The organism is Flavonifractor sp. An52, assembly GCF_002159385.1.
Classification (GTDB): domain Bacteria; phylum Bacillota; class Clostridia; order Oscillospirales; family Oscillospiraceae; genus Flavonifractor; species Flavonifractor avicola.
Genome location: NZ_NFIB01000005.1, coordinates 1 through 24,220, shown reverse-complemented (window position 1 = coordinate 24,220; position 24,220 = coordinate 1). Strand labels below are relative to the sequence as shown.

The 24,220-nt window shown below is 60.3% G+C and carries 23 protein-coding genes; 11 read left to right on the top strand and 12 right to left on the bottom strand.

Translation table 11 applies throughout. From position 1 onward, the window contains the following. The first annotated feature begins 77 nt into the window (after nt 1–77). Nucleotides 78–320, top strand: a complete 243-nt coding sequence (locus B5G06_RS02890; RefSeq protein WP_087187593.1) for an AbrB/MazE/SpoVT family DNA-binding domain-containing protein — start codon at nt 78–80, stop codon at nt 318–320. Nucleotides 321–552: 232 nt separating this feature from the next. On the opposite strand, the gene rsmI is transcribed toward B5G06_RS02890, so the two are convergent. The 9 genes from rsmI to B5G06_RS02845 all read right to left on the bottom strand — a co-directional run bounded on the left by rsmI (nt 553) and on the right by B5G06_RS02845 (nt 7,786). After that, a complete protein-coding gene (gene rsmI, locus B5G06_RS02885) occupies nt 553–1,398 on the bottom strand; it encodes a 16S rRNA (cytidine(1402)-2'-O)-methyltransferase (protein WP_087187592.1) in 846 nt (281 codons plus the stop codon). Between the two features lie 4 nt (nt 1,399–1,402). Continuing rightward, on the bottom strand, nt 1,403–2,047 hold the full coding sequence (locus tag B5G06_RS02880) for a tRNA1(Val) (adenine(37)-N6)-methyltransferase (protein WP_087187591.1): 645 nt from the start codon (nt 2,045–2,047) through the stop codon (nt 1,403–1,405). After that, nucleotides 2,044–2,655: an NUDIX hydrolase gene (locus tag B5G06_RS02875; protein WP_087187590.1), complete on the bottom strand. Its 612-nt coding sequence runs from the start codon at nt 2,653–2,655 to the stop codon at nt 2,044–2,046. Before B5G06_RS02875 ends, B5G06_RS02880 begins: the two co-directional genes overlap by 4 nt. Beyond that, complete coding sequence (locus B5G06_RS02870) at nt 2,652–3,278, bottom strand: CatA-like O-acetyltransferase (RefSeq protein ID WP_087187589.1); 627 nt, start codon at nt 3,276–3,278, stop codon at nt 2,652–2,654. Before B5G06_RS02870 ends, B5G06_RS02875 begins: the two co-directional genes overlap by 4 nt. A 17-nt stretch (nt 3,279–3,295) precedes the next feature. Continuing rightward, on the bottom strand, nt 3,296–3,823 hold the full coding sequence (gene nrdG, locus B5G06_RS02865; RefSeq protein WP_087187588.1) for an anaerobic ribonucleoside-triphosphate reductase activating protein: 528 nt from the start codon (nt 3,821–3,823) through the stop codon (nt 3,296–3,298). Between the two features lie 59 nt (nt 3,824–3,882). Further along, nucleotides 3,883–4,446, bottom strand: coding sequence for a chromate transporter (locus tag B5G06_RS02860; protein WP_087187587.1), 564 nt, complete (start codon nt 4,444–4,446; stop codon nt 3,883–3,885). After that, entirely contained in the window at nt 4,443–5,039 is a 597-nt protein-coding gene (locus B5G06_RS02855) for a chromate transporter (RefSeq protein WP_087187586.1), read from the bottom strand. The genes B5G06_RS02860 and B5G06_RS02855 overlap by 4 nt, the downstream gene beginning before the upstream one ends. A gap of 203 nt (nt 5,040–5,242) precedes the next feature. Continuing rightward, the gene (locus B5G06_RS02850) at nt 5,243–7,165 is read right to left on the bottom strand and encodes an NAD(+) synthase (protein WP_087187585.1); all 1,923 of its coding nucleotides are present in this window, start codon (nt 7,163–7,165) and stop codon (nt 5,243–5,245) included. 156 nt (nt 7,166–7,321) lie between these two features. Further along, nucleotides 7,322–7,786: a winged helix-turn-helix transcriptional regulator gene (locus B5G06_RS02845; protein ID WP_087187584.1), complete on the bottom strand. Its 465-nt coding sequence runs from the start codon at nt 7,784–7,786 to the stop codon at nt 7,322–7,324. A 410-nt stretch (nt 7,787–8,196) separates the two neighbouring features. On the opposite strand from B5G06_RS02845, the gene B5G06_RS02840 reads away from it, so the two are divergent. From B5G06_RS02840 to B5G06_RS02795, 10 genes are all read left to right on the top strand, one after another. Continuing rightward, nucleotides 8,197–8,547, top strand: coding sequence for a cupin domain-containing protein (locus B5G06_RS02840; RefSeq protein ID WP_087187583.1), 351 nt, complete (start codon nt 8,197–8,199; stop codon nt 8,545–8,547). A gap of 54 nt (nt 8,548–8,601) precedes the next feature. Further along, nucleotides 8,602–9,411, top strand: a complete 810-nt coding sequence (locus B5G06_RS02835) for an SDR family NAD(P)-dependent oxidoreductase (protein WP_087187582.1) — start codon at nt 8,602–8,604, stop codon at nt 9,409–9,411. A 32-nt stretch (nt 9,412–9,443) separates the two neighbouring features. Next, the gene (locus B5G06_RS02830; protein WP_087187581.1) at nt 9,444–10,373 is read left to right on the top strand and encodes a 3-hydroxyacyl-CoA dehydrogenase family protein; all 930 of its coding nucleotides are present in this window, start codon (nt 9,444–9,446) and stop codon (nt 10,371–10,373) included. Between the two features lie 52 nt (nt 10,374–10,425). After that, on the top strand, nt 10,426–11,436 hold the full coding sequence (locus B5G06_RS02825) for a cyclase family protein (RefSeq protein WP_087187580.1): 1,011 nt from the start codon (nt 10,426–10,428) through the stop codon (nt 11,434–11,436). A 120-nt stretch (nt 11,437–11,556) separates the two neighbouring features. Further along, nucleotides 11,557–12,405 (top strand): 3-keto-5-aminohexanoate cleavage protein, encoded by an 849-nt coding sequence (locus B5G06_RS02820; RefSeq protein ID WP_343212809.1) that lies wholly within the window; start codon nt 11,557–11,559, stop codon nt 12,403–12,405. 563 nt (nt 12,406–12,968) lie between these two features. Next, entirely contained in the window at nt 12,969–14,327 is a 1,359-nt protein-coding gene (locus B5G06_RS02815; protein WP_087187579.1) for an MFS transporter, read from the top strand. A 738-nt stretch (nt 14,328–15,065) separates the two neighbouring features. After that, nucleotides 15,066–16,835, top strand: a complete 1,770-nt coding sequence (thrS, locus tag B5G06_RS02810) for a threonine--tRNA ligase (protein WP_087187578.1) — start codon at nt 15,066–15,068, stop codon at nt 16,833–16,835. Between the two features lie 110 nt (nt 16,836–16,945). After that, nucleotides 16,946–17,242 carry a hypothetical protein gene (locus B5G06_RS02805; protein WP_087187577.1) on the top strand — a complete coding sequence of 99 codons (297 nt, stop codon included), beginning with the start codon at nt 16,946–16,948 and terminating at the stop codon, nt 17,240–17,242. A gap of 121 nt (nt 17,243–17,363) precedes the next feature. After that, on the top strand, nt 17,364–18,554 hold the full coding sequence (locus B5G06_RS02800; RefSeq protein ID WP_158094656.1) for a choice-of-anchor A family protein: 1,191 nt from the start codon (nt 17,364–17,366) through the stop codon (nt 18,552–18,554). Between the two features lie 69 nt (nt 18,555–18,623). Next, nucleotides 18,624–19,907 carry a glycosyltransferase gene (locus B5G06_RS02795; protein ID WP_087187575.1) on the top strand — a complete coding sequence of 428 codons (1,284 nt, stop codon included), beginning with the start codon at nt 18,624–18,626 and terminating at the stop codon, nt 19,905–19,907. A 292-nt stretch (nt 19,908–20,199) separates the two neighbouring features. On the opposite strand, the gene asnS is transcribed toward B5G06_RS02795, so the two are convergent. The 3 genes from asnS to nagZ all read right to left on the bottom strand — a co-directional run. Beyond that, nucleotides 20,200–21,594, bottom strand: a complete 1,395-nt coding sequence (gene asnS, locus B5G06_RS02790) for an asparagine--tRNA ligase (protein ID WP_087187574.1) — start codon at nt 21,592–21,594, stop codon at nt 20,200–20,202. A gap of 49 nt (nt 21,595–21,643) precedes the next feature. After that, entirely contained in the window at nt 21,644–23,092 is a 1,449-nt protein-coding gene (locus tag B5G06_RS02785; RefSeq protein ID WP_087187573.1) for an APC family permease, read from the bottom strand. 24 nt (nt 23,093–23,116) lie between these two features. Next, nucleotides 23,117–24,220, bottom strand: a 1,104-nt coding sequence (gene nagZ, locus B5G06_RS02780; protein WP_143382700.1) for a beta-N-acetylhexosaminidase, incomplete at its 5' end; no start/stop codon positions are given.

Genomic DNA, 24,220 nt, shown 5'->3' with positions numbered 1-24,220 from the left:
CGTTGTGTTATAATTGTGTCAGTTTCTAGTTAATGAAGGGAATAATTGGAAGCTAATAGGGAAAGGAAGTAGCATTTATGAAGTCAACCGGGATCGTACGTAAAGTAGATGAATTGGGCCGCATCGTTCTGCCCATCGAGCTCCGCCGCACGCTGGATATCGCAGAGAAGGACTCTCTGGAGATCTATGTGGACGGTGCATCCATTGTGCTGAAAAAGTATCAGCCTGCCTGCATTTTCTGCGATGATGCAAAGGATGTCATCAACTTCAAGGGCAAGAACGTCTGCACCAACTGCATTCGTGAGCTTCAGCTGAAGTAATCCGAGTTGAAAGAAAAAGGGACTCCTCTGGCGTTTTCGCCGGGGAGTCCCTTTCTTTTTCCATTACTGTTAATAATTATACAATTAACACAAGTTAAAAGAATCCTGCAATTTTGTGCTGTTTTTTCCCATCTTTTTCCCTGTTTTCCCGGCGATTCGACCGTTTTTTTGCTGTTTCAGCATTTTTGGAACGTCTCCAAAAAATACATTTTGTAATATTCAATTCCTCTCATTAGCATAACGGCGTTTTTTCATTCATCGCCCTGCCGTACAGCTCATTCTTAGGCAAACCGGTCTCCTTGGCGGCCTGCCGGGCGGCATCCTTCAGGGACAGCCCTTCGGCCCGCAGCTGGGCCACCCGCTCCAGGCCCTGCTCCAGGGTGGGGGTCTCTTTGGCGCTCTCCGCCGCCCCCTCCACCACCAGGACAAACTCTCCCCGGGGCGGGTTTTCCTCATACCAGGCCACCGCCTCCCCCAGGGTGGTGCGGCGCACCTCCTCGTGGAGCTTGGTCAGCTCCCGGCACAGGGAGATCCGCCGGTCCGGTCCAAACACCTCCGCCAGGTCGGCCAGGGTGGCATTCAGCTTATGGGGGGCCTCATAGAAGATCATGGTCCGCTGTTCCTGCCGGAGCTCCTCCAGGTGGGAGCGGCGGTTTTTCTTGTTCATGGCCAGAAAGCCCTCAAAGGTAAAGCGGCCGGTGGGCAGGCCGGACACCGACAGAGCGGTGATGAGGGCGCAGGGACCGGGAATGGCCACCACCTCCACCCCGCTCTGGGCGCACAGCCGCACCAGGTCCTCGCCGGGGTCGGACACCGCTGGGGTGCCCGCGTCGGTAACCAGGGCGCAGCTCTCCCCCGCCAGCAGGCGGCCCAGCACCGCCTGTCCCCCCGCCTCAGTGTTGTGGCGGTAGTAGGAGATGAGGGGCTTTTTCAGCCCCAGGTGGTTGAGCAGCTTGAGGGTCACCCGGGTGTCCTCGGCAGCAATAAAGTCCACCGCCTCCAGAGTGTCCGCGATGCGCTGGGAAATGTCCCCCAAATTGCCGATGGGGGTGGGTACCAGATATAAAATGCCGGCCATAGGATTACCTCCGGTTCATCAGTAGTGTGGGCAGGACCTCCAGTCCCGGCCTGCCTTGGCGCACCGCCTCCACCAGGACGGCAGAGGGGGGCGTATCGGTGTCATGCTGGATCAGTTGGAGCCGCTTGGGCTCCAGGCCGCCGCCCTGCAGGGCGGCAAAGAGCTCCGCCAGCCGTTCCGGCCGGTGGACCAGAGCAAACCGCCCACCGTTTTTCACCAGTCGTCCGGCGGCGGCGCACCAGTCGGTTACAGAGGCCGCCTCCATGCGGGCGCCTCCGCCGTCTCCCCCGCTGCCCACTTTGAAGTAGGGCGGGTTGGAAACCACAAGAGAGAACCCTCCCGCAGGCAACGTTTTGCACACCTGGCGTACATCGCCGGTGTAAATTTCCCCTGTCAGACCGTTTTCCGTCAGATTCTTGCAGGCCAGAGCGCTGTCCTCGGGGGAGATTTCCACACCGGACAGGGTCAATGTGGATTGCCTGGCCGCCAGCAGCAGGAGCAGGGCTCCCGCGCCGCAGCCCAGGTCGCACACCCGATCTCCCCGCCGCAGGGTGGCGAAGGAGGCCAGGGCCAGACTGTCCTGCCCCAGGGGAAAGCAGGTATCCGACTGCTCATAGCGGTAAGGCCCCAGCTGCTCCGGCGCTCTCATGCCATTTCCTCCATCAGGTGGCGGACGATGCGGCCGGTGAGGCCCCAGATGGGCCGGTCCGGCCAGGCGTAGACAGGCACGGTGGTCTCTCCGCTGCGCCAGCGGTAGCCCCGGGGAAAGCCGATGCTGTCATAGGGGAAATCTTCCGCCACCTGGGGCTTGAGCTCATAGGAGTAGACCTGGGGCGGGTGGGCCAGCAGCCAGGCTACCGGCACCAGAAAGGTACTGTCCACCTCGGCGGGGCTGGGTACCATAGCGGCCATTCCCGCCGGGCTCACGATCCCCAGGAAAGGATGCATGACGAACTTGCCCTGCTGCACCAGCCGGTCCAGAGGTGCAATGAGTTCCACCTCATCAGGGGGAATTGCCAGCTCCTCAAAGGTCTCCCGCAGGGCACAGTCCTGGGGACTCTCCCCCGGCTCCACTCGCCCGCCGGGAAAACACACCTCCCCCGGCTGATGGGCCAATGTGCTGGCCCGCACTTCAAAGAGCAGACTGGGCCCTTCCGGCCCATCCACCAGCGGCACCAGCACCGCATACTGCTGCTTGACGTCCTGTATGCCAGGCATATGGCCCGCCCAGCGGGCCCGGAAATCCGATAAGGTCATAGTGTCTCCATCCAATCACAGAGGGCCTGATGGAAGCGTCCCACATGGACGCCGTCCAGCAGGCGGTGGTTCAGTTCCAGACTGAGACTGAGCAAGGTTCTGTCCCCCCGCTCCTCCCAGCGGCCCCAGCTTACCCTGGGCACCGAATCCCAGGGCACCACATCCCGCTCGTTGGTCAGGGCAGTAATGGGGAACCAGGGCAGACAGGTAAAGTAGATCAGTTCATCCTCCGCCCAGGGCCCGGCGGTGATCAATTCCGTCTGGGCCGCCGAAGCGGCCTTGGCCCGGCGGCAGAAGTCGGCCAGATCCTCCCCCGCCTCCAGGGTGACAATGTGGAAGAGATCGCTCCCCTCCTTCAGGTCGGTAAAGCTGGGCACCAGCCGGTCATGGCGCACGATCCTGCCGTTGCGGTCTTTGTAGAGGAATGCCTCCACCCCCTCCATGGCCTTGGTCACCCCAAAGACCATAGCGGAGTAAAAGGACAGTCCCTCCTGCTTGCACCGCCGCCGGAGCGCCGTCACATCCACCGGGAAGGTCAGGCTGTAAAAGGGGTGGGACATGGGGGCGAAAAAGGCATAGTGTTCCTTCCGGCCCCAGGTCTCCAGATCGATCTCCTGTGTCATAACAATTCCCTCTCTTTTCAGCTCTCCGGCCGGGTGAAGTGAGCCAGCGGATCGGGCCGGCTCCACAGCACTACCGTCCCCGCCTCCCGGCTTTTGGGTACGTCGATGAGCCGCTGATTGGTGCTTCCCCGGAACAGGGCGTCGTAGGACTTGAGATTTTCCACAAAGGGCCCATCCACCAGCACGTCCACCTGCTCCAGCAGAGCCAGCACATCCGGCGCGCCCTGCTCCAGCAGGGTCTCGTAGCGATAACCGGTGTAAGCCCACACATTGAGGCCATTTTCTCTGGCCCGGGCCGCCAGGGCGGCGCACTCCCCCGCCTGGTCAAAGGGCTCCCCGCCGGAGAGGGTGAGCCCATCGGTCAGGGGATTGGACAGCATCTGCTCCGCCAGCTCCGCTACCGTGGCCTCCCGGCCCCCTGCGGGATCGTGAGTCTCCGGATTGTGGCAGCCGGGACAGTGGTGGGGACAGCCCTGGGTAAAGACGGTAAACCGCAGGCCGGGACCGTCCACAATGGAGTCGGACACAACATTGGCAATACGCATATCATTTCTCCTATAAAAAGCGGGAGCTGCTGCACCAGGGTGCAACAGCCCCCGCTTCTTTAGAATTGGAACACAACACCGATCACCGCGGAGGCGGCGATAAACACAATGGGGTGCAGCTTTTTCAGAGGCTTTACCTGGAGGCAGACAAAGACCGCTGCCGCCAGAACAATGCCCTTCCAGTGGAAGAAGTCCGCCGTCCCGAAGGCCGCGCCGGTATTCACCAGGGCAATGGCGCACACCTCCACCAGGGCCGCCGTAATGAGGGCGGTGGAGGCGGGGCGGATGCCGTAAAACACCGCGTCCACCCCACGGCTCTCCCGGAATTTTTTCAAAAATCCGGCAATGATAAGAATGACGATGATGGAGGGACACACCAGCCCCAGGGTGGCGATGATGCCCCCCAAAACACCGCCGGTGTGTAATCCCACATAGGTGGCCATGTTCACCCCCATGGGGCCAGGGGTGGACTCAGAAATGGCGATCATATTGGCCAGATCTCCGGCGGTAAACCAGCCTGTGCGGGCACCGATGTCGGTGAGGAAGGGAATGGTGGCCAGGCCACCGCCAATGGCGAACAGGCCCGCCTTGAAAAACTCAAAGAACAGCTGAAGGTAGATCATGCTTTCAGCCCTCCCTTGGCAGCCCGGACGCACAGTCCGGTCACCCCGGCCAGTACCACCAGCACGATGGGGGAGGTCACAAAGCCCATCACTACCGCCAGCGCGGTGCCGGCAGGGAAGGTGACAAAGTTGCCCACCACTGCCAGAACGGCCACCACCACAAAGATGATCACAGTGGGCACATCCACCACGGTGCTCTTGCGCAGCTTGAGCACGCTGGACAGGATGAGGGCGCACACGCAGGCCCGCACGCCATTGAAGGCGTGGATCACCACCGGCAGCTCGGCAAAATTCTGAAGAAATGCCGCAATGAGCATGATGATGACCAGGCAGGGAAACACCAGTCCCAGGGTGGCCACTACACCTCCCACCGGGCCTTTCAATTTATGGCCCACAAAGGTGGCGGTATTGACGGCGATAATGCCGGGGGTACACTGACCGATGGCAAAGTAGTCGGACAGCTCCGCCTCGGTGGTCCAGTCCCGCTTCTCCACCAGCTCCCTCTGGAGGATAGACAACATGGCATAGCCTCCGCCAAAGGTACACACACCGATTTTGGCGAAGGTCCAGAAGAGTTCGAAACAGAGGCTCACAGCTCCCCTACACCTCCCATTTCCCATACGTGTGTACCGGGGCCCCGGAATGCGGGGCGCGGCCGCTGCCGCGCAGGCGCGGGGTATTCACTACTCCGCGCCGCAGATGAAAAATATCGGGGTCCCCGGCGCGCCGCCGGCGCACTGGGGCACAGGCGCCGATTTTAGCAAAGGTCCAGAACAGTTCAAAACAGAGGTTCACCTTACTCCAAACCCTCCAGTTCCTCCAGCCACAGAGAAGCCATGGCGTCGGAAGGCATCCGCCAGTCGCCCCGGGGACTGAGAGCCACCGAGCCAACCTTGGGGCCGTCGGGCAGGCAGGAGCGCTTGAACTGCTGGGAGAAGAACCGGCGATAGAAGTTCTTCAGCCACTTGAGGAGGGTGGAGCGGTCATAGCGCTTGCCCATGGCCTGCTCCGCCAGCCGCAGCACCTTTCGGGGCCCGAAGCCCCAGCGGATGGCGTAGTAGAGGTAGAAGTCATGGAGCTCGTAGGGTCCCACCAGATCCTCGGTCTTTTGGGCAATCTGCCCCTCGATGGCGGGGAGCAGCTCGGGGGACACGGGGGTATCCAGAATATCCGCCAGCACGGTGGACAGCTGGGGGTCCTCCGCCTCCTTGTCGTCCGAGATAAAGCTGACCAGATGGCGCACCAGAGTCTTGGGGATACCGGCGTTGACGGCGTAGTTGCTCATGTGGTCGCCGTTGTAGGTACACCAGCCCAGGGCCAGCTCGGAGAGGTCGCCGGTGCCGATGACCAGGCCGCCGGTCTGGTTGGCGATATCCATGAGCACCTGGGTACGCTCTCTGGCCTGGCCGTTCTCAAAGGTGACGTCGTGGTCCTCCATGGACTGGCCGATGTCCTTGAAGTGGCGGCGCACCGCCTCCCCGATGTCGATGGTTTTGAGGGTGCAGCCCAGCCGCTCGGCCAGCAGCACCGCGTTGGACTTGGTGCGGTCAGTGGTACCGAAGCAGGGCATGGTCACCGCAATGATATCGCTGGCAGGCCGGTCCAGCATCTCCATGGACACCGCGGTGATGAGCACCGCCAGGGTGGAGTCCAGGCCGCCGGACAGGCCCACCACCGCCGTCTTGGCGTGGGTGTGCTCCAGCCGCTTCTTCAGGCCCAGGGCGGCGGTATACAGGATCTCGTTGCACCGCTCCGCCCGGTCGCTTTGGTCCTGGGGCACGAAGGGGGTGGGGGACACGGGCCGGGTGAGATGGGTATCCGACAGATCCATGTCAAAGGACATCCGCCAGCACTCCTGGGAAGGATCGGCCCGATAGGTATTCATCCGCTGGCGCTCGTAGACCAGCCGGTCCACGTCGATCTCGCTGATGGTGAGGCCGGTGGCAAACCGGCGCTCGGCCAGGATGGAGCCGTTCTCCGCCACAATGTTGTGGCCGGCAAAGACCAGGTCGGTGGTGGACTCCCCCTCCCCGGCGTCGGCATATACATAGCCGCATACCAGCCGGCCGCTCTGGCCGGACACCAGGCCCCGGCGGTAGGCCGCCTTGCCCGCCAGTTCGTTGGAGGCCGACAGGTTCAGGATGATGGTAGCCCCCGCCCGGGCCAGGCGGATGGAGGGGGGCTCAGGGGCCCACAGGTCCTCGCAGATCTCCACGCCAATGACCAGATTGGGCATATCTGAGCAGGCAAACAGATCGTTGTTGGACAGGGAGACCTCCTGGCCACACAGGGGAATTCTGGTCTCCACCCCGGCCCCCGAGGCAAACCACCGCCCCTCATAGAACTCTCCGTAGTTGGGCAGGCAGGTCTTGGGTACCAGGCCCAAAATCTCTCCGCTCTGTATCACAGCGGCGCAGTTATACAGTTTGTTGTCCCATTTGTTCCATACGGGCAGACCTACGGCGGTCACCATGTCCAGATTCTTGGTGGCCTCCAGAATGGTGGCCAGCCCTTCCTCCGCGCCTCTCAGCAGGGTGGGCTGGAGAAACAGGTCGGCACAGGTATAGCCGGTGAGGCACAGCTCAGGCAGGGCCAGCACCTTCACGCCCTGCTTGTCCGCCTCCCGCATCAGAGTAAAGATCTGCTCCGCGTTATAACGGCAGTCGGCCACCCGGATTTTGGGGGTGCCGGCAGCTACTTTTACAAATCCATCGCGCATATCACGCGCCTCCTTCGCTCAGGATCTTTTTCTAGCGAATATGATACCCCAAACCGGTCCCGATTGCAACGTCTCCCAGGCCTGGAGAAACAAAACCCTGCTGAAACCCGGCAAAGGCCGGCTTCAGCAGGGTCTTTGTGAATTGGTCGGGGCTGCTCAGTCCCGATTCTCTCCCCGGTCGCGCCCCTGGCGCTTTCGGTCCGGGTTAAAATCGTTGGCCGCCATAATGTCCTGAAGTTCCTCGGTGTACTTGCTGGAGGTATGGACCACAAAGGCGTCAGAGTCGATGGGGATACCCCGTTCGTCCATCTGCCGGATGCTCCAGATATACAGAGCGTCCAGCGCGGGGATGAGCTGCTCTCCACTGGGGGTGAGCACATACTCCACCTTGGGCGGAATGGTGTCGTAGGAGATACGGCGGATCAGTCCCGCCTCCACCAGCTCCCTCAACTGCTGGCTGAACACTTTCTCGGAAATGGGCAGAGCCTTCAACGTCTGGTTAAAGCGAATGCTCCCGTAGGTGTGGATCTCATGGAGGATGGTCATCTTCCACTTCCCGCCGATGCAGTGCAGCACATAGTGGTAGGGATTTGTCGGTGTGTCAAAATGATCGTTCCACACAAGCAGTTACCTCTTTCTCTTCCCGGATTTACGCAGGGGAGCCGGTTTGGCTCCGCTGATATCATGATAACACAGCCGCCAGTTCACCACAAGATAGCAGTCCAGACTTCCGCGTTATGTATGCCAAAATTTTAACAAAGAATTTGTGCAGCTTTAACAACAGCGTATCATTCTGTCATCTGTTTTAGCTTTTTTGCACATTTTATTCTCGCCCCTTTTGTCCAATTTTACAATTTTCCGACACTTACCATTCGGTGGGTGCAAACCGGCAAGTTACCTACTTACATAATTGTGCGTATTGCACAAAAGCCGCGTCGTGGCTACACTATAACCAGACAAAGTGCTTAGGCCAAAGGGCCTGGCAGAGATCCCAAAACATTAAATATTTTATTTAAAGGAGCGGATTTCAAATGGTTAAGCGTACTGTTGAGGAGCTCAAGACTTATGAGGCCGCCGGCCACTTCGGCTGCGTCGCTATGCGCATTCACGGCAAGGAAGAGACCGGTGCTGAGAAGTTCTGGGTTGGCGTTTCCACCTTCCTGCCCGGCGGCGGTGCTGAGTGGGCTTACGAGGACAACCCGCTGGAGAAGGTCTACTACGTCCTGGAGGGCGAGATGACTGTCACCGATAAGGACGGCAAGAAGTATGTCATCCACAAGAACGAGTCCATCTCCTTCCCCCCCAACGAGGGCCGCGGCCTGAAGAACGAGAGCAACCTGCCCGCCCGTATGCTGGTCATCATCAACTACCCCAACGCCTGATCCGGTTGCGGAACAGACATTTGACCACTCATTCGATATAAGGAGGAAATCATCATGGTTCCCGTGAAGAAGGATTTCGTTGAGAATATGTTCTCCGTTAAGGACAAGGTGGCCCTGGTCACCGGCGCTACCGGCGCTCTGGGCTGCGTGCTGGCTAAGGCTTACGGCTACGCCGGCGCCAAGGTCTTCATGACTGGCCGCAACGACGCCAAGCTGAAGGCTCTGGAGGACGAGTTCAAGGCTGAGGGTATTGACTGCGCTTACTTCGTGGCCGACCCCGCCAAGGAAGAGGATGTGGACGCTCTGGTGAAGGCCTGCGTGGCTCAGTACGGCTGCATCGACATCCTGGCTGTTTCCCACGGCTACAACAAGCCCCAGAATGTGCTGGATCAGTCCGTTGCTGACTGGCAGTACATCATGGACGCTGACTGCAAGAGTGTGTACATCGTGACCAAGTACGTTGCCCATCAGATGGTGGCTCAGTACGAGGCCGACAACACCAAGCGCGGCAAGATGGTCATCGTGACCTCTCAGCGTTCCAAGCGCGGCATGGCCGGCTACACCGGTTACTGCACCTCCAAGGGCGGCGCTGACCTGATGGTCTCCTGCCTGGCCTGCGACCTGTCCGCCAAGTACCACATCAACGTCAACTCCATCTGCCCCACCGTGTTCCGCTCCGACCTGACCGAGTGGATGTTCGATCCCGAGTCCGCCGTGTACAAGAACTTCCTGAACCGCGAGCCCATCGGCCGCCTGGGCGAGCCCGACGACTTCGTTGGCTACGCTCTGTTCCTGTCCTCCGACGCCTCCAACTTCATCACCGGCAGCAACTGCGACTGCTCCGGCGGTTACCTGGTGGTGTAATTTCCGTTTGACGGAAAGGACGGCATAACACAATGAAGAACATTAAGAATATCCTGATCTGCGGCGCGGGCATGATGGGCAAGAACATCGGCTTCGTGTTCGCTTCCAACCCCGACTTCCAGGTGGGTATGTACGACCTGTACCCCACCGACGTGGAGGCCGGTATCCGCACCAACACCAAGCAGCTGGTGGAGAAGGGTGTCATCACCGAGGCCGAGCTTTCTGACCGGCTCTCCCGCATCTCCTTCACCACCGACATCGACAGCGACATCGTCAAGAACGCCGACTTCGTCATCGAGGCCGTGTTCGAGGACATGAAGATCAAGCGCGAGACCTTCGCCAAGCTGGAAGAGCGCTGCGCCGAGGACACCATCTTCTGCACCAACTCCTCCGTGATGAGCCCCAGCGAGATCTCCGCCGAGCTCAAGCACCGTGAGCGCTTCGTGGGCACCCACTTCTGGAACCCCGGCCACCTGATCCCCCTGGTGGAGGTGGTTAAGTCCGACGCTTCCTCCGACGAGACCGCTCAGACTGTCATGGAGGTCCTGCGCTCCGTGGGTAAGAAGCCCGTGCTGTGCAAGAAGGACGTCCCCGGCTTCATCGCCAACCGGATGCAGCACGCCCTGTGGCGTGAGGCCATCTCCATCGTGGAGAACGGCATCGCCGACGCCGCCACCGTGGACGAGGCGGTCCGCTACTCCTTCGGCCTCCGTCTGCCCCAGCTGGGCCCCATGGAGAACGCCGACATGGTGGGCACCGACCTGACCTACAATATCCACGACTACATCCTCCAGGACCTGGAGGATTCCCACAAGCCCTCTCCCCTGCTCAAGCAGCTGCGGGATGAAGGCAAGATCGGCTTCAAGACCGGCGAGGGCTTCCAGAAGTGGACTCCCGAGCAGGTGGCCAAGGCCAACGCCGATCTGAACGAGTACCTGATCCGGATGCTGTACGGCAAGTAAGACATCCGGCCTATCCACAAGCATTTGTATATTATTTAAGGAGGCACCTGTTATGGGTAAAGTTTATGTTGATCTGACCCACCCCTTCAGCGCTGAGATCCCCCGCTGGCCCTACTTCGACAAGCCCGAAATCACCAACGCTCACACCATGGCTAAGGGCGGCGTTCTGACTTCCAAGATCACCTGCACCATGCACACCGGCACCCACTGCGACGCTCCCCGTCACGTCATGGAGTACGAGTTTGACGGCCGCCGCGCCCGTTACACCCACGAGATGCCCATCGACGCCTACACCGGCGAGGCTGTTGTGCTGAAGCTGGACGTGGAGCCCTGGACCCTGATCACCGACAAACACCTGGACGAGGCCTGCAAGAAGTGGGGCGTGGATCCCGCCTCCCTGAAGGGCAAGGTTCTGTGCCTGAACACCGGTATGCACCGCCTGTTCGACGACTCCAAGGCTTACTATCACTACGCCATCGGCACCGGCATTGACGCCGGCAAGTGGTTCGTGAAGCACGGCGTGAAGTGCGTGGCCATGGACGGCCAGGCTCTGGATCACCCCCTGCACACCGCCATGGGCAACAACGGCATGACCCGCATGAACCTGCTGGGCGCCACCGGCAAGCCCATCACCGAGGAGTACAAGGAGCTCTTCGGCGAGGAGGCCTATGCTGAGTTCGATAAGTTCGAGTACATCCGCATCCACGGCCAGGCCGCTTACGACGAGAAGTTCGGCGAGCTGGAGAACCTGGGCGTGTGGGGCACCTGGGAGCCCTGCCACAAGGAGATGCTGGGCCACGGCATCGTGGGCGTTGAGAACCTGGGCGGCGATCTGGACAAGATCAAGCCCGGCACCGTGTTCCAGTTCTTCTGCTTCCCCCTGCGCTGGTACATGGGCGACGGCGCCATGTCCCGCTGCGTGGCTTACATCGACGAGGAGAACATCGATCCCTCCGTGCCCGACCGCACCTACAAGTACGGCGGCACCGGCTATGCCGATGAGGACGGCCACGGCGCCAGCGGCCTGGAGTATATGCAGAAGCTCTTCAACCGCAACAAGTAATCCTTTGTTCCAATAACTTTCCTAATTCCCTTCCATCCCATTCCATGCCGAACGTAAAGCGGCGGGCAGTCGCCCGCCGCTTTATGCGGTATCCTCATTCAGAAAGGACTTTGAACGATCATGGCTGATCTGAAGAATAAGACTATTATCACCGTGGCCACCACCGGTGCCTGGCCCACCAAGGAGAACAACCCCAACGTGCCCATGACCCCCGCTGAGATCGCCGAGGACGTGTACGCCTGCTGGAAGGCCGGCGCCGCTGTGGCCCACCTGCATATGCGCGACGACCAGGGCAAGGGCACCATGGACAAGGAGAAGTTCCGCCAGACCGTGGAGCTGCTCCGCTCCAACCACCCCGACTGTGACATCATCCTCAACATGACCACCTCCGGTGACCTGAACGCCACCGACGAGACCCGCCAGATCCACCTGAAGGAGCTGCGCCCCGAGATGGGTTCCTACGACTGCGGCTCCATGAACTGGCTGCACACCTCCCTCTTCCTCAACCCCCCCGCCTTTCTGGAGGAGCTGGGCAAGAATATGCAGGAGTGGGGCGTCAAGCCCGAGATCGAGGCCTTTGACCCCGGCATGATCGCCAACGCTCAGTACTACCTGAAGAAGGGCGTCCTCAAGGGGCCCCTGCACTTCCAGTTCTGCATGGGCTGCGCCAACGGCATCCCCGGCACCATGAAGAACCTGATCTTCATGAAGGAGACCATGGAGTCCCTGTGCCCCGGTTCCACCTGGAGCTGCTTCGGCGTGGGTCACTCCGCCATGACCATGCTGTACGGCGCTGTGGCCCTGGGCGGCCACATCCGCGTGGGCATGGAGGACAACGTCATGTACGCCAAGGGCCAGCTGGCTCAGAGCAACGTTCAATTCGTGGACCGCGCCCGCCGCGTCATCGAGGAGTTCGGCAAGCAGGTTGCCACGCCCGCCGAGGCCCGTGAGATCCTCAGCCTGAAGTAATTTCACAAGATTTCCTGCAAAAGGACCGGGAGCATACCGACGCGGTGGAGCCGCGCCGGTTTCCCGGTCCTTTTCTTATTTTTATCAGTTGTCCCCTCCGTGAGGCCCGCAGCGCCTCTGTACGCCGTTTTTCCGCCCCACGTATAGAATGACTCATTTGGCTTTTTCCGCGTTTACAGCGCCTTCACGCTCTTTCTGAACACATTGCACAATGACCAACTGTACCGCTGGCTTTTGTGCGTTTTTTTGCGCCGCCCTCATGTTATGCAGGTTTGCCGCCATGCACTTCCAAATTTTATATCCGAAATTTGTGCATACTGAACATTCTATATTTTATACCAAAATTTATTCGCACCTCTTTGTCAAATCTTTAACTATCATTTTATGTAGTTTATACAAAATTAGATACTTACTTCTTGGTTACTATGTACTTATTGGTTAGTAACTCACCAACTTGTGGGGATTGCACAAAAGCCTCCAAATCGATAAAGTATAGCTGCAACAAGGAATGGACTTGCCGGCACTTGTCCTGATCCAAACCATTTAGAGATGAGGGAAAATAAATGGCGAAACAAAATCTCCGCGACGGTAATAAGAATTCCGTCGTCAACTTCGGCGCAGGCTGGGTTGTCATCATCTATTGCCTGCTGATGTTTTTCCTGTACGTTGGTATGTGCAACGACGGCGCTAACATCACCGCCCCCAACGTAGCCGCCCGCCTGGGTCTGGAGCAGGGCGACATCATGAACATGAACTCCCTGGCTGGTATCATCGGCGTGGTGTTCTTCATCGTGGTGGGCCAGATCAACCGCAAGGTTGGCGCCCGCATTACCTCCGGCGTGTGCTGTATTATCTCCGGTATCACCTACATCATTGCCTGCAGCGCTCCCAACATTGCCGTATATACCATTGCGATGTGCTTCGTGTACGGCAGCATCATGTCCGCCGGTTATGTGGCTGGCGGCACCCTGGTTGCTACCTGGTTCCCCAAGAAGAAGGGCGTGGTCATGGGCTACACCACCATGGGCCACAACTTCGCTTCCGCTTTCTATGTGCAGCTGGTTGCCATCCTGATCGCTCCCACCGCTGTTGCCACCAGCGTGGGCGGCGCTGACCTGTCCAACGTGGGCGCAAACTTCCCCGGCGGCATCGTGCCCATCGGCATCGCCGCCATCGTACTCGGCATTCTGGGTATGCTCTTTATCCGCAACACTCCCCAGGAGCGCGGCATCAACCCCGACAACGTCTCCGACGAGGTCTACAAGAACGAGTACGATACCACCGACGCCGTGGAGGGCGACGGCGGCTGGACCACCGGCAAGCTGCTCAAGACCAAGGAGCTGTGGCTGGCCGCTATCACCACCGGTTTCTTCCAGATCTGCTCTGTGGGCGTTATGAGCCAGCTGGTGACCCGTAACATTCAGCTGGGCTTCACTCCCCAGGCCGCTATGAACGTCATGACCATCCTGGCCCTGGGCGGCGTGGTCGGTTCCTGGATCATCGGCATCATCGATGACAAGATCGGCACCAAGAAGACCATGGTTGGCTTCGGCATCTGGTATGCCATCGCCCTGCTGTGCAACTTCGGCGCCACTGACAGCTCCTCCCCCCTGGTGTACGTCTCCCTGTTCATGATCGCCATGGGCATCGGCGGCTCCGCCAACTTCACCACCTCCCTGCCCACCTCCATCTTCGGCCGTCAGGGCTTCGATAAGGTGAACAGCGTGATCTTCCCCATCCAGGGCGCTATCACTGCTCTGTGCTTCCTGGTCAATGGCATGGTGCAGAAGATGACCGGCGGCGAGATCAAGATGGCTTATCTGGTGTTCGCCGGCGTGGCTCTGGTCAACGTGGTGCTGGTGCTCATCGTCAACGAGCATCGCTTCAACCGCGACTGGAAGGCCGCTCACCCCGGCAAGTAAGTTTACCCCCTCTTGGGCGCGCCGCAGAAACTGCGGCGCGCCCCTTTGCTTTTCAAACGCCAAAAAGCCCCGGCCGTATGGCCGGGGCTTTTTGGGTGTGTGTTGTGTGTGTTGCAAAGGTGTTGGAGAGGGATAAGAGAGGAATTGGTTTGGGAGGATGGTCTCGCTTGTGATTCATCTCTGAATCTGTCTGTATCATACCCTGTAAATAAGGCCAAATCGTGTATTCATTGTGAATAAACTGTTAATTTCAATTCCCATATTTTTCTCCCGATCCTTCGCCGGTTCTTTCCCCGATTTTGGCTTGACAGCCGTGTGGTTTGGTGCTATAGTTTCGTTGTTAAAATGGCGATGATGGAGAAGAAACCGCACAGCGGCGGACAGAGAGGAGCCCATTTGGTGGAAGGGCTTCACGACACGCGGCGGCTGTACCACTCCTGAGCCGCCCGGGACGACCGGGCCGGGGCTTTCCCGTTACAGAAAGTCACAAGCGGCATGAAGTCACGCTGCGCGCCCTCCGCGACGGCGCCTAAGTCCTGCGACTGCGCAAAACACCAAAAAGCCCTTTTGCTTTTTGGTATTTCGCTTCGCTCCGGCCTTAGTCACCTGCTCCCGGGCGCCTCCGCGCTCTATGCAAGCAGGGTGGAACCGTGGGACGTTTTTTACGCCTCACCCCTGACCGACAGGGGTGAGGCGTTTTCTTTACCCTCCGCCCCAATTTACAAGGAGGTTTTATTTATGTCCGAAGAAGTCAAGAACGAATTTACCTTTGAAAACCCCGAATACCGTCAGACCTACTGGCATACCTGCTCCCATGTGATGGCCCAGGCTGTCAAGCGTCTATGGCCCGAGGTAAAGCTGGCCATCGGCCCCTCCATCGACGAGGGCTGGTACTATGATATGGACGCTCCCTTCGCCTTCACCCCCGAGCACCTGGAGCAGATTGAGGCCGAGATGCGCAAGATCTGCAAGGAGAAGCTGAAGCTGGAGCGGTTTGAGCTGCCCCGGGAGGAGGCCCTCAAGTTCATGGAGGAGAAGGGGGAGCCCTTCAAGGTGGAGCTGATCCAGGACCTGCCGGAGGACGCCCATATCTCCTTCTACAAGCAGGGTGAATTCACCGACCTGTGCGCCGGCCCCCACCTGGACTCCACCGGCCGCATCAAGGGCAACGCCATCAAGCTGACCGCCTGCAACGCCGCCTACTGGCGGGGCGACTCCAACCGGGAGACCCTCCAGCGTATCTACGGCATCGCCTTCCCCAAGAAGGATGAGCTGGATGCCTACCTGCAGCGCATTGAGGAGGCCAAGAAGCGGGACCACCGTAAGCTGGGCCGTGAGCTGGGCCTGTTCATGCTGCGGGACGAGGGCCCCGGATTCCCCTTCTTCCTGCCCAAGGGCATGGTGCTGCGCAACACCCTGATCGACTACTGGCGTCAGGTCCACAAGCGTTACGGTTATGTGGAGATCTCCACCCCCATGATGCTCAACCGGCAGCTGTGGGAGCGCTCCGGCCACTGGGACCACTATAAGAACAATATGTACACCACCGTCATTGACGACACCGACTTCGCCATCAAGCCCATGAACTGCCCCGGCGGTATGCTGGTCTACTCCAGCGAACCCCATTCCTACCGGGACCTGCCCATGCGGGTGGGTGAGCTGGGCCTGGTCCACCGCCACGAGCTGTCCGGCGCCCTCCACGGCCTGTTCCGGGTGCGCTGCTTCACCCAGGACGACGCCCACATTTTCATGACCCAGGACCAGCTGAAGGACGAGATCAAGAACGTGGTCAAGCTGTTCGACGAGGTCTACTCCGTCTTTGGCCTGCCCTACAAGATCGAGCTGTCCACCATGCCCGAGGATCACATCGGCACCGTGGAGCAGTGGGAGCACAACCAGAACATCCTGAAAGAAGCCATCACCGATATGGGCAAGGAGTTTGAGGTCAACGAGGGCGACGGCGCCTTCTATGGCCCCAAGCTGGACTTCCACCTGGCTGACTCCCTGGGCCGCACCTGGCAGTGCGGCACCGTCCAGCTGGACTCCCAGCTGCCCGAGCGGTTTGAGCTGGAGTACACCGGTGAGGACGGCCAGAAGCACCGTCCCGTCATGCTCCACCGGGTGGTGCTGGGCTCCATCGAGCGCTTTATCGGCGTTATCACCGAGCACTTCGCCGGCGCCTTCCCCACCTGGCTGGCTCCCGTGCAGGTGAAGGTGCTGCCCATTACCGACCGGGCCGCCGACTACGCCAACCAGGTGGCTGCCAAGCTGGATGCGCTGGGCTACCGGGTGGAGACCGACCACCGCAACGAAAAGATCGGCAAGAAGATTCGGGACACCCAGCTGGAGAAGGTCCCCTATATGCTGGTGGTGGGCGACAAGGAAGCCGAGACCGGCGACGTGGCTGTCCGCAACCGCCATGGCCAGCAGACCGTCATGTCCCTGGATGCCTTCGCCCAGCAGCTGAAGGACGAGGTGGACTCCAAGTCCATTGAACAGAAGATCTGATCCCCTTTCAGAGAGCGCTCTGCATCATGCAGGGCGCTCTTTTTTGTCACCCTTTCTCTCCGGCATACTGCGAGCAGACGCTCAATACACTTGAAGGAGCATACGCTATTATGGGAATGCCCGTTATCACCTCCAGCACCACTACCCGTACCCAGGCCATCACCGATATCATCGAGTCTGTGGCGCTCCAGGAGACCGCTCTGTCCCACATCCTCAACGCCGAGGGTGAGAAAATCCAGAAGATGGTCGCCCTGGAGGACGTCACGCCCGATGTGCTGCTTGCCACCAACAAGTCGGTGGAGTCCATGGTCAACGCCGTGTCCAGGCTGGAAATGATCCTTCATTCCAAACTGTCCGTCTTTGACGGCTGTCTGTGCAAGCCTGCCGCGGTGGCTCCCGAGCAGTAAGCCTACTCCGAAAAGCGGGGTTCCATGCGGAGCCCCGCTTTTTTGGAACAGTGGAGGGACACGCCGCATAAGATAAACTGCACATGAGATACCCCCATACCACACCATGGGAGGACCCACTATGGCAATCAACTTTGGCCTTGCCAATGACTATAACGTATTCGTATTCGGCAATTTAAGCCTGAGCAACACCGACGCGGAGGGCCGGGTGGCGGTGGGCGGCAACGCCGTCCTCAGCAACTACGGCGTGGGCGCCGGCATCACCCCCCTGCCCCCGGCAGGCACCGACCCGTCCTTTGTGGTGGGCGGTGCCGTCAACGTGTCCGGCGGCTCCAACGCCAGCGGCAACACCGTCATCAGCCCCACCAGCACGGTAATCAACTACACCATGGGCAACCCCAACGGCGCCCTGACCACCGGTACGCCTATCGACTTTGCCGAGGCGGAGCGCTATCTGAAATGCGCTTCCCTCTTCTGGGGCTCTCTGGAGGCCAACGGCACCGGTACCGTGGTGTTCGGCCAGCTCAACCTCACCGGCACCGATGAGACTCTGAACATCTTCCAGCTGGACAGTACCAACCTGTACGGCTCCGGTCTGTCTCTGGCCCAGCTCAACGGCATCAACATCATCGCGCCCATCAATTCCACCATCCTCATCAATATAACCGGCACCAACATCCTGTATGGCAGCTACCAGATCTTCCGCAACGGTATCACCGCTACCCGGGAGAACGCCCGGAAGATCCTGTGGAACTTCCCTGAGGCCCTGACCTGGTCCAACAGCACCACCGCCATCTACGGCTCCGTCCTGGCCCCTTATGCCGCTGCCGCTACCACCTTCAGCCAGATCAACGGCAATATCATCTTTGACAGCTACACCGGCAACGCCGAGAGCCACAATGAGCTGTTTGAGGGCGAGCTGCCCGAGCCCACCGGCTGTCTGGTGACTACCAGTTCCACCACCTCCAGCAGCACTTCCACCACAACTACGACCACGACCACCACTACCACTACCACTTCCACCACCAGCACCACCTCCACCACCACGGCGGTCCCGCAGCCCCGGAGTCAGGCCATCACTGACCTGTTTGAGTCGGTGGCCCTCCAGCAGGCGGCCCTGTCCCACATTCTCAACGCCGAGGGGGAGAAGCTGCAAAAGATCTTATCTTTTGAGGATCTCAGAACCGAGACCATTCTGCAGGCCAACAAGTCTGTGGAGTCCATGGTGGACGCGGTCTCCGGTCTGGAACTCATTCTGAAGCAGAAGCTGGAGCTCTTTGACGACTGCCTCTGTGACGGCGATATGCCCTAAACCCAACTGTGGCGCGGCAGAATCCTTTGCCGCGCCACAGTTCTCCATCTGGACAAGGAGGTATTTGGTATGAAGGTGGCTCTGTTGACCATGTTTTCCGGCCTGTCCCCCACCTACTCCCTGGTGAATGTGGCGGCCGACCAGATCCGGATGCTGCTGGAGGCCGGGGTGTCCGTGAAGATGCTGGTCAGTGAAAACTGCCCCGACGGGGAGCGGACCGGTATTTTTGCAGATGAGCGGTTGGAGTGGGTCAAGGTCACAAATACCCTCCACGGGCAGCCCATCCAGTGGCACGACTACTCCTCTCCCACCGGACAGGTTCACGAAACCTTTTTTGAGGAGGCCGACCACATTTCCAAAGACCTTGTTACCCATTTAAAGGATGTGGACGTGTGCATCCTCCACGACATTCTCTACCAGGGCTGGCACCTGGTCCACAACATCGCCGTCCGCAAGGCACAGCAGGAGCTGCCCCACCTGCGGTTTCTGGCCTTCACCCACTCTTTCCCGGCGGCCCGACCCCAGGAGATGGAATACCCCTTCTCCGCCCGGTTTACCGACCTGCCCCGGACCAAATTTGTCTACCCCACCCGCTCGGGCATCCCGGCCCTGGCCCGGCAGTACGACGTGCCGGAGGGGCGGTGCGCCGTGGTCTACAATACCCTGCCCCTGATCCCCTCCATGAGTGAAGCGGTACAGACGGTGGCCCGGCACATGGATCTGACCCAGCCCGACCTGCTGGCGGTCTACCCCGCCCGGCTCACCACCGGCAAGCGGCTGGAGAAGGTGGCCGCCTTGGCAGGCGCCATCCGTACCGCCACAGAGCAGGACATCAAGGTCATCTTCTGCGACTTCCCCAGCGCCGACATCCCGCCCAAGGTCTACAAAGCCATGATCCGCACCGAGGGCAAAAAGTACGGTCTGCGGGACGAGGACCTGCTCTTCACCTCGGACATCGGTTTCCCCGACGGCTTCCCCCGGCAAGGGGTGTTTGAGCTGTTCCAGCTGTCCAACCTGTTCATCTGCCCCTCCTACTCCGAGTCCTTCGGTCTCACCGTGCTGGAGGCCGCCAGCCGGGGCAATTTCCTGGTGCTCAACCAGGCCGTCCCCGCCCTGAAGGAGCTGGGAGAGAGCCTGGGGGCCTATTTCATGCGGTGGGATGCCCGGAACTTCGGCTTTGACACCCACGAGAGCTACTCTCCCTCCGAGCAGGCCTACTATGAGGAGCACGGGCGGGCCATCGTCAATCTGATGCGGGAGGACCGGAGCCTGAACGCCAAAACCATCGTACGCAACCGGTACAACGATGAGTGGATCTGCCACAATCAGCTGCTGCCTCTGCTGGAGGGATAAAAAAGAGCCCCGATAAGACGCTGCTCGATGCAGCGACCCATCGGGGTTCTCTTTCCTTTGAAATTAGAAGTCGGCATTACCCACCGTGCGGGGATGCAGCTCCGCCCCGGACACGCTGGCGTGTCCGGGGACCCCTTTTGATCCTGCGCGGGCGGAATGAATCCGCCCTGCGCCAAGGTTTTGCCCCACGGCCAAAACACTTGTACGGCGCAAGCGCCGCCCCATTTAAAATGGGGCCCCGACGTGGAGCTGCACGAAACAGTACCACATCGGGGCCCTCTTTCCTTTGAAATTAGAAATCAGCGTTGCCCACAGTACGGGGATGCAGCTCCACGTCGCGGATGTTGGACACGCCGGTGAGGTACATGACCATCCGCTCGAAGCCCAGGCCGAAGCCGGCGTGGCGGCAGGAGCCGTAGCGCCGCAGGTCCAGGTACCACCAGTAGTCCTCGGGGTTCATGCCCAGCTCCTTGATGCGGCTCTCCAGCAGCTCCAGGCGCTCCTCACGCTGGGAACCGCCGATGATCTCACCGATGCCGGGCACCAGACAGTCGGCGGCAGCCACGGTCTTGCCGTCGTCGTTGAGGCGCATATAGAATGCCTTGATGTCCTTGGGGTAGTCGGTGACAAACACGGGGCGCTTGAAGATCTGCTCGGTGAGATAGCGCTCGTGCTCGGTCTGCAGATCGCAGCCCCACTCCACCTTGTAGTCGAACTTGTCGTTGTTCTGCTTGAGCAGCTCCACCGCCTCGGTGTAGGTAACGCGGCCAAAGTCAGAGTTGGCCACGTGCTCCAGCCGCTCCTTCAGGCCCTTGTCCACAAAGGAGGAGAAGAAGTTCATCTCGTCGGGGCACTTCTCCATGACGGTGTTGATGATATACTTGATCATGGCCTCGGCGGTATCCATATAGTCGTTCAGGTCGGCGAAGGCCATCTCAGGCTCGATCATCCAGAACTCGGCGGCATGGCGCTGGGTGTTGGAGTTCTCCGCCCGGAAGGTAGGACCGAAGGTGTACACGTTGCCGAAGGCCATAGCAAAGTTCTCGGCGTTGAGCTGGCCGGACACGGTGAGGTTGGCCTTCTTGCCGAAAAAGTCCTTGGTATAGTCCACAGTGCCGTCCTCGTTCTTGGGCACGTTCTGGAGATCCAGAGTGGTGACCTGGAACATCTCGCCGGCGCCCTCACAGTCGGAGGCGGTGATCAGCGGGGTCTGGGCGTACACAAAGCCCCGGTCCTGGAAGAAGCAGTGGATGGCGTGGGCAGCCACGGAGCGCACCCGGAAAGTGGCGGAGAACAGGTTGGTGCGGGGCCGCAGGTGCTGGATGGTACGCAGGTACTCCACGCTGTGGCGCTTCTTCTGCAGGGGGTAGTCGGGAGTGGAGGTGCCCTCCACCTGGATCTTGGAAGCCTTGATCTCCAAGGGCTGCTTGGCCTCGGGGGTCAGGACCACGGTACCGGTGACAATGAGGGCGGCGCCCACATTCTGACCGGCAATCTCCTTATAGTTGTCCAGCACATTGGCGTCCAGGACCACCTGCAAATTCTTGAAGCAGGAGCCGTCGTTCAGCTCCACAAAGCCAAAGCTCTTCATATCCCGGATGGTACGGGCCCAGCCGCAGACGGTGATCTCCTTGCCGCCGAACTGCTCCTGGTCCGCAAAAATCTGTGCGATTTTGGTGCGTTCCATTTCCATTTCCCTCGATTCGTAAAATTTAACCTCAGTGGGCACTAGTATATCATTTTTCTTCGATTTTGCAAGGGGTTGCGGGCAATTCTCCCGCCAGAAGGTCCCCGAAAATCAGCTTTTCCTGCTCCGCTGCGCCCACGGACCGGTCCCGGAACTGGTAGAGCACCCAGCCCAGCACCGCCAGAGCCGCCGCCAGGCCGTACTCCAGGCCGCTGAGGGCGCCGGGACTCATGGGCAGCAGGATGTTGCCCGCCAGGAACACCGAGGCCAGAACGCCCAGCACCGCCGTCACCTTCCCGCCGGGCATGGACACCGGCCGACGGAGGCCGGAGCGGGTTTTCCGCAACCACAGCACGGCGGCAAAGGACATGACCCACATGACAATGGTGGTCAAAGAGGCCACATTGATGAAGGGGATGAAGAACAGCTTGCCGGTAAAGGGGGTAAGCACCACAAAGGCGGCGGTGAAGCAGATGCACCGCACCGGCGTGCCGTATTTGGGGTGGAGGACGGCAAACTTCCTCGACACCAGGGCAAAGCGGGACAGGCCGTAAAGCATCTGGGCGGAGGAGTAGAGGGTGGAGTTCATCACGCCCACCGCCCCCACAAAGGCGGTAACCAGGAACAAAAGCCGCACCCAGGGCAGGCCGGTGATGGACACCAGCACGTCCGCAAAGGGGGCGGTGCGGCCCACCGCCTCGGTCCAGGGCATACAGCCCGCCACAGCGGTGGACACCAGGCACAAAATACCGGTGACCAGGATCAGGCAGGTGATGAGGGCGGCTCCCGCCTTGCGGGCGGCGGGGCCGGTGGCGTCGGCGGCGGCCTTGGACACCGTCTCCCACCCGGCCACCGAGAACACCAACAGGGAGAGCAGGGAGGCCGAACCGGCAAAGTCAAACTCCATGCCTCCGTCCGAGGCATACACCGCCGGATCGAAATGGGCAAAGCACACCGCCAGGCCGATGGCGCACATGACCAGCAGCACCACCGTGGCGATCTTGGCCAGGGAGGCACACACGTTGGCTCCCTTGATCTGCACCCACAGGATGGCACCCGCCAACAGCAGCTGGAGGATGAGGTTGGGCAGGGTCACCGGAAAGTCCCCCACATGGTAGAGAACGGCGGTCTCCTTCAGAACGGGGAACAGCTCGTCCAGCAGGGAGATGGCAGCCAGATCCACCCAGCAGAACACGATGGTGTTCATCAGGATGCCCGCCCAGCCCACGGCAAAGCCCCCTCTGGGGCCAAAGGCAGCGTAGGAGTACACCACCTCGCCTCCCGGCAGGGGGAACATGGGGATGGCCTCCATGTAGGCGAAGGCAAAAGGCAGTTCAATGATGATGCACAAAATAAAGGCCACCGCCAGATTCAGTGGCCCGCCTGCCGTGTCCAGCCAGGTGCCGGTAAGCAGCAGCCAGCTGGTGCCCAGCATACAGCCGATGCCCATGGCCACCAGGCCGAAAAAGCTGATGGACTGTTTTCCAGATTGTTCCATATCTATGTACCCCTTTCTTACAGGTTACTGGGGCAAGATCGCCTGGATCCGGGCATTGAGCGCCTCGATGTCTGGCTGGCCCACCAGGTCGTTGGTAAGGCCGTACTCCTGTTTCAGGGACAGGATGCGGTAGACGCTCTCGTCCAGCCGCTCCATAGAGATGCGGCCGGCGTCCACCGCCGAGAGCAGGGCGTCCCGGGCGGCGGTGAGGTTGTCCGCCTCATGGCACACCAGCAGCAGGTCGCACCCGGCCTCCACCGCCATGACGGCGGCCTCCCCCATGCCGTAGGTATTGGAGATGGCGCCCATGGTCAGATCATCAGTACACACCACCCCGTCAAAGCCCAGATCCTGCCGCAGCAGGCCGGTGACCACCTCTGGGGACAGGGAGGCAGGCAAATCGGGGTCGATCTGGGTCATGAGGATATGGGCCACCATGACGCAGGGCGCTCCCCCGTCAATGGCTGCCTGGAAGGGAATCAGTTCAAATTCCTTCAGCTGCTCCACCGTCTTGTCCACCACCGGCAGGTCTACATGGGAGTCGGTGCTGGTATCCCCGTGGCCAGGGAAATGCTTGACCACCGGGATCACACCCCCCTGCTCCAGTCCCTGGTTCACCGCCAGCCCCGCCCGGGTCACCGTGTCGGGGTCGCTGCCGTAGGCCCGGTCCCCAATGACGGTGTTGTCCGGGTTGGACCAGATGTCCAGGCAGGTGGAGAAGTCCAGATTGAAGCCAAATGCGGCGCACTGGGCGGACAGCACCTTCCCCCGCTCCAGAGGATCGCCTCCGCCGGCGATATAGTCATAGGCGGAGGGCAGGTCGTCCACCTCCGGGGGCATCCGGTCCACCCGTCCCCCCTCCTGATCCACGCACAGGAAGAGGGGGATGTTGTCGCCGTTGAGCGCTTTCAGTTCGTTGGTCAGGTCCGCCAGCTGGTCGGCGCTCTCCACGTTCCGGCTAAAGAGGATCACGCCGCCCACCTGGTAGTCCTGGACCGCCTGAAGGCCATCCTCACCGGCCCCAGTTCCCCCGATGCCCGCCACCAGCAGCTGGCCCACCTTCTCTTCGGTGGTCATGGCCGCCAGAGCCTCCGCCACCGGGTCAGGGGTGGGGGTAGGCTCCGGGGT

Excerpts from the sequence above, each read along its gene's own strand:
- B5G06_RS02890 (WP_087187593.1), top strand. The coding sequence starts at position 78 with ATGAAGTCAACCGGGATCGTACGTAAAGTAGATGAATTGGGCCGCATC.
- rsmI (WP_087187592.1), bottom strand. The coding sequence starts at position 1,398 with ATGGCCGGCATTTTATATCTGGTACCCACCCCCATCGGCAATTTGGGG.
- B5G06_RS02880 (WP_087187591.1), bottom strand. The coding sequence starts at position 2,047 with ATGAGAGCGCCGGAGCAGCTGGGGCCTTACCGCTATGAGCAGTCGGAT.
- B5G06_RS02875 (WP_087187590.1), bottom strand. The coding sequence starts at position 2,655 with ATGACCTTATCGGATTTCCGGGCCCGCTGGGCGGGCCATATGCCTGGC.
- B5G06_RS02870 (WP_087187589.1), bottom strand. The coding sequence starts at position 3,278 with ATGACACAGGAGATCGATCTGGAGACCTGGGGCCGGAAGGAACACTAT.
- nrdG (WP_087187588.1), bottom strand. The coding sequence starts at position 3,823 with ATGCGTATTGCCAATGTTGTGTCCGACTCCATTGTGGACGGTCCCGGC.
- B5G06_RS02860 (WP_087187587.1), bottom strand. The coding sequence starts at position 4,446 with ATGATCTACCTTCAGCTGTTCTTTGAGTTTTTCAAGGCGGGCCTGTTC.
- B5G06_RS02850 (WP_087187585.1), bottom strand. The coding sequence starts at position 7,165 with ATGCGCGATGGATTTGTAAAAGTAGCTGCCGGCACCCCCAAAATCCGG.
- B5G06_RS02840 (WP_087187583.1), top strand. The coding sequence starts at position 8,197 with ATGGTTAAGCGTACTGTTGAGGAGCTCAAGACTTATGAGGCCGCCGGC.
- B5G06_RS02835 (WP_087187582.1), top strand. The coding sequence starts at position 8,602 with ATGGTTCCCGTGAAGAAGGATTTCGTTGAGAATATGTTCTCCGTTAAG.
- B5G06_RS02830 (WP_087187581.1), top strand. The coding sequence starts at position 9,444 with ATGAAGAACATTAAGAATATCCTGATCTGCGGCGCGGGCATGATGGGC.
- B5G06_RS02825 (WP_087187580.1), top strand. The coding sequence starts at position 10,426 with ATGGGTAAAGTTTATGTTGATCTGACCCACCCCTTCAGCGCTGAGATC.
- B5G06_RS02820 (WP_343212809.1), top strand. The coding sequence starts at position 11,557 with ATGGCTGATCTGAAGAATAAGACTATTATCACCGTGGCCACCACCGGT.
- B5G06_RS02815 (WP_087187579.1), top strand. The coding sequence starts at position 12,969 with ATGGCGAAACAAAATCTCCGCGACGGTAATAAGAATTCCGTCGTCAAC.
- thrS (WP_087187578.1), top strand. The coding sequence starts at position 15,066 with ATGTCCGAAGAAGTCAAGAACGAATTTACCTTTGAAAACCCCGAATAC.
- B5G06_RS02805 (WP_087187577.1), top strand. The coding sequence starts at position 16,946 with ATGGGAATGCCCGTTATCACCTCCAGCACCACTACCCGTACCCAGGCC.
- B5G06_RS02800 (WP_158094656.1), top strand. The coding sequence starts at position 17,364 with ATGGCAATCAACTTTGGCCTTGCCAATGACTATAACGTATTCGTATTC.
- B5G06_RS02795 (WP_087187575.1), top strand. The coding sequence starts at position 18,624 with ATGAAGGTGGCTCTGTTGACCATGTTTTCCGGCCTGTCCCCCACCTAC.
- asnS (WP_087187574.1), bottom strand. The coding sequence starts at position 21,594 with ATGGAACGCACCAAAATCGCACAGATTTTTGCGGACCAGGAGCAGTTC.
- B5G06_RS02785 (WP_087187573.1), bottom strand. The coding sequence starts at position 23,092 with ATGGAACAATCTGGAAAACAGTCCATCAGCTTTTTCGGCCTGGTGGCC.